Below are 4,599 nucleotides of genomic sequence, written 5' to 3'. Positions count from 1 at the left end.
CAATCCGAGGACTAAAGTCCCTACTACGAACCAACACAATATCAATCTATCATATTAAAACGGTTCGTAGTGAGGACTTTAGTCCGCATCAATCCGAGGACTAAAGTCCCTACTACGAACCAACACAGACAACACATATTCCCCTTGATTTGCCGACTGATTCGTCGAAACATCAAAAACAAAAACATCCGACTCCGCACAAACCTCAACTAAACTCGGAAGTTCTCCATTCTTGTTAAAACTCAGAATTTGATAAAGTCGATCGCCCTCCTTGACAAAACTCCCCAATTGCACTCGACCTTGAATCATACCGCCCGCCGGAGAATAATATTTGTGTACAGATTTCTTGTCTGTCAAAATTATGGGGTGCGCCGCCGTTTCCGGGAGGGGAAATCCTTCAATTTTCAACAAACCTTTACTGGCTAAGTAATTTTTTATCCCCCGCAAGCCTTTTGACACAGACTCGGGATTCATCTGCATCCCCGAACCTAATTCTAATGTCCAAGCTTCGACATCAAAGACGATCGCACTTCCCAACTCTGCTAAACTCTTCTCCAATGCCAGCCAAGGCTTGAGAAACGCCTCATCAAAAGCATCGCCGTCATATTCATCGAACACGATTCCGCGATCGAGCAAAAAGGCCTTCGCGCTTTCCTGTCGGGAACTAAAACAATAAATATAATCTACAGCTTGATTCGTCGAACTGTGCAAATCCAGGACGTAATCGGCATCCAAACACAAAGATTGTAGCTTGTATCGGTAAATTTCGTTGTAGGGTCTGCAACTGGGAGCATTGATTTTTGCCAACTGTTTCGCAAAACTCAATGCAATCTCTTTTCTATAGTTACATTTGATCGTATCAGCATCGCGATCGATCTGAGACTTCGCAAAAGCCTGAATATCTTCGCCTGCTTTTTCAAAGTCCCAAAAAATCCGGTTCCAATCGGCCCCGTCATAATGATTGTAGCGGCCGGGCGAGAAATGGTGCGATCGCACATTCACACCTACAGGATTGCAAACCGGTACCAACCAAATTTCCCCGATTAATCGATCGCTGTCCAAAGACATTAACAACTGAATTAACTGGTGAATCACTGCATTGCCGCTAATTTCGGCACCGTGGAGGTTAGACTGTATGTAAGCCTTTTTGCCGGGAACGGCACCTCGAAATTGATAAACTTGCAGCGAAAGTCGATCGCCCGAAGCAAGCTGCACTACAGGAATAGTCGAAATAACAGGAATCATAGAGAAGGAAGAAGGAAGAGGGAAGAAGGAAGAAGGAAGAGGGAAGAGGGAAGAAGGCAAAAATTTTTCTTTCTTGTGCCAACTGCCAACTGCCAACTGCCAACAGACTTATTCCTTAATAGCCGATTTGCGGGCGTTGGTCTAAAATCAATACAGTCGTCCTTTGCTGCCTTGCTTTCGGCAAGATTTAAGCATATTTACCTGCAACCTCATAATAATCCTTGTGCCTAACGCTTCCCAGAACCGCCAAGAGCTGGATCTGAAGACCATATTTCCATTCGAGCTAGATAACTTTCAGAGAGATGCGATCGCCGCCCTCGATGCAGGTAAATCCGTTGTCGTGTGTGCTCCCACGGGCTCAGGGAAAACTTTAATCGGCGAATACGCCATCCATCAAGCACTCTCAAGAGGGCGGCGCGTCTTCTACACCACTCCCCTCAAAGCTCTCTCCAACCAAAAGCTGCGTGACTTCCGCCATCAATTTGGAGACGAGATGGTAGGTTTGCTGACGGGCGACATCTCCTTCAATCGAGATGCGCCGATTTTGGTGATGACTACCGAAATATTTCGGAATATGCTCTACGGTACGCCCATTGGCGCTGTCGGTGCTTCCCTCACCGGAGTCGAAACCGTGGTGCTCGACGAGTGTCACTACATGAACGATCGCCAGCGCGGTACAGTTTGGGAAGAATCAATCATCTATTGTTCCAGCGAAATTCAACTCCTCGCCCTCTCAGCAACTGTTGCTAATAGCGACCAACTCACAGACTGGATTAACAAAGTCCACGGGCCCACAGAGCTTGTATACTCAGACTTTCGGCCAGTGCCGCTACAATTCCACTTTGCCAATCAAAAAGGGATATTTCCCCTTTTAGACGAAACTGGCAAAAGAGCTAATCCGCGATTAGTCCCCAAAAAGAAGCAGCAAAAATCAGAAAGAGGTAGCATTCCGACTCCCACTTTGACCGATGTTTTGTCTCGGTTGGACGATCGCGATATGCTACCAGCAATTTACTTCATCTTCAGCCGTCGCGGGTGCGACCAAGCAGTAGCAGAAGTAGGCAATTTCTCCCTAGTTAACGCAGCCGAAACAGCCGAGCTCAAACGCATTATTGACGATTTTTTACAGCGCAACCCAGAAGCAGAACGTTTCGGTCAAAAAGAAGCACTTTTAAAAGGCATCGCCGCCCACCACGCAGGCATTTTGCCCGCCTGGAAAGGTTTAGTAGAAGAACTTTTTGGCAGAGGTTTGATTAAAGTCGTATTTGCCACCGAAACCCTCGCAGCCGGGATCAATATGCCCGCCCGCACCACCGTCATTTCCACCCTGTCCAAACGCACCGACAAGGGACACCGACTGCTAAACGCTTCAGAATTCCTACAAATGGCCGGTCGGGCAGGTCGCCGGGGCATGGACGAGCTGGGGCACGTGGTCGCAGTTCAGACCCGCTTTGAAGGCGCAAAGGAAGCCTCCTATTTGGCAACAGCCAAGGCCGACCCCCTTGCCAGTCAGTTTACGCCCAGCTACGGCATGGTGCTGAATTTGCTGCAAACTCACACGCTTGATGAAGCTCAAGAGTTGGTAGAACGCAGTTTTGGTCAATATCTATCTACCTTGTACTTGCAGCCGCAACAAGCAGAATTAGACCGGTTACTGGCAGAATTGGCGGTGCTCGAAGAGTCCCTGGCCGCCGGAGGTAATGTCTCTACCCTGGAAAAACAACTCGCCCATTACGAAAAATTGCAGGGAAGGCTCAAAGAAGACAAACGTTTGCTGAAAACTCTATTGCAGCAAGCAGAAGAAACGCGCATTAAGGAGATGTCCGTAGCTGTAGCTTTTGCAGTGCTAGGCACGGTTCTGAGTCTGAAGGGCAAACACGTCCCGACAGCCAAACGATCGCACACAACCCCAGTCCCCGCCGTACTGGTTGCCAAAATCCCAGGTTCCGGCCAAGCACCAAATTTGGTATGTTTGGGCAAAGACAACCGCTGGTATATCGTCGCCATTAGCGATGTTGCCACCCTCCACGCCCAACTACCCCGCTTGAGTGTCGCAGATGGCTTAAACCCGCCTCCCGAATTGACCCTGAGACTCGGCCAGTGTCGCTTGGGAAGTGAAGAAACTGTGGAAATTGCTCAATCGATCCCAGAATTGCCCGCACCGGAACCGAGCCCAGAGGCGATCGAGCAACAGCAGAAAATCGCCGCCCTAGAAGCTAAACTAGAAATTCACCCAGTTCTCGAATGGGGCAATCCCGGTACTTTGCTCAAGCGCCAGCGCCGCCGCGAAGAATTGAAAAAAGAAATCCGCAAAGCCGAACAAGACTTAGAAAAGCAGCGAGCTCGTTACTGGGAGCAATTTCTCAACTTAATTGACATCTTGCTAAATTTCGGATGTTTGGAAAGAGTAATTTCCCCAGATGGGAACCGAGATGACTCCTCCGACAGGTTGGTACCCACAATCTTGGGTCAAGCTTGCGCCGCCATTCGCGGTGATAATGAACTGTGGCTGGGTTTGTCCCTGATGTCTGCCGAGTTTGACGAACTCGACCCCCACCACCTCGCTGCTGCTTGCGCGGCCTTGGTTACAGAAGTTTCTCGGCCTGACAGTTGGACTCATTACTCGCTGTCGCCGGAAGTTTTGGCGCCTTTGGACAACCTGCAAAAAGGGCTGCGCCGCCGGTTGTTTCAAGTACAGTACCGTCACGAAGCTGCAATCCCGATTTGGCTGGAACGGGATATAGTGACTTTGGTGGAACAGTGGGCTCTGGGCGTGGAATGGCTGGAACTGATTAGTCACACGAGTTTGGATGAAGGGGATGTGGTGCGGATTTTGCGCCGGACTTTGGATTTCTTGTCTCAGATTCCTCATGTTCCTCATGTTTCCGATTCTTTGCGGAAAAATGCTTGTCGGGCGATGCAGTTGATCGATCGATTCCCCGTAAATGAAGCTGCAACTCAGTAAGTAAGGTTTGTAGTGAGGACTTCAGTCCTTCCTAAATGCGGACTAAAGTCCTCACTACAAACAGTAAGTAAGGTTTGTAGTGAGGACTTCAGTCCTTCCTAAATGCGGACTAAAGTCCTCACTACAAACAGTAAGTAAGGTTTGTAGTGAGGACTTCAGTCCTTCCTAAATGCGGACTAAAGTCCTCACTACAAACAGTAAGTAAGGTTTGTAGTGAGGACTTCAGTCCTTCCTAAATGCGGACTAAAGTCCTCACTACAAACAGTAAGTAAGGTTTGTAGTGAGGACTTCAGTCCTTCCTAAATGCGGACTAAAGTCCTCACTACAAACAGTAAGTAAGGTTTGTAGTGAGGACTTCAGTCCTTCCTAAATGCGGACTAAAGTCCTCA

General features: G+C 48.6%; 2 protein-coding genes. One reads left to right on the top strand and one right to left on the bottom strand.

What is annotated here, in order from left to right:
• Positions 1-78 precede the first annotated feature (78 nt).
• Positions 79-1,245, bottom strand: a complete 1,167-nt coding sequence (locus QZ918_RS18565) for a M14 family metallopeptidase (RefSeq protein ID WP_293337472.1) — start codon at positions 1,243-1,245, stop codon at positions 79-81.
• Between the two features lie 223 nt (positions 1,246-1,468).
• On the opposite strand from QZ918_RS18565, the gene QZ918_RS18560 reads away from it, so the two are divergent.
• The gene (locus QZ918_RS18560) at positions 1,469-4,210 is read left to right on the top strand and encodes a DEAD/DEAH box helicase (protein ID WP_293337470.1); all 2,742 of its coding nucleotides are present in this window, start codon (positions 1,469-1,471) and stop codon (positions 4,208-4,210) included.
• Positions 4,211-4,599: the final 389 nt, after the last annotated feature.

Source organism: Microcoleus sp. CAWBG58 (assembly GCF_020883045.1).
Classification (GTDB): Bacteria; Cyanobacteriota; Cyanobacteriia; order Cyanobacteriales; family Microcoleaceae; genus Microcoleus.
This window is presented reverse-complemented; position numbering and strand designations above follow the sequence as displayed.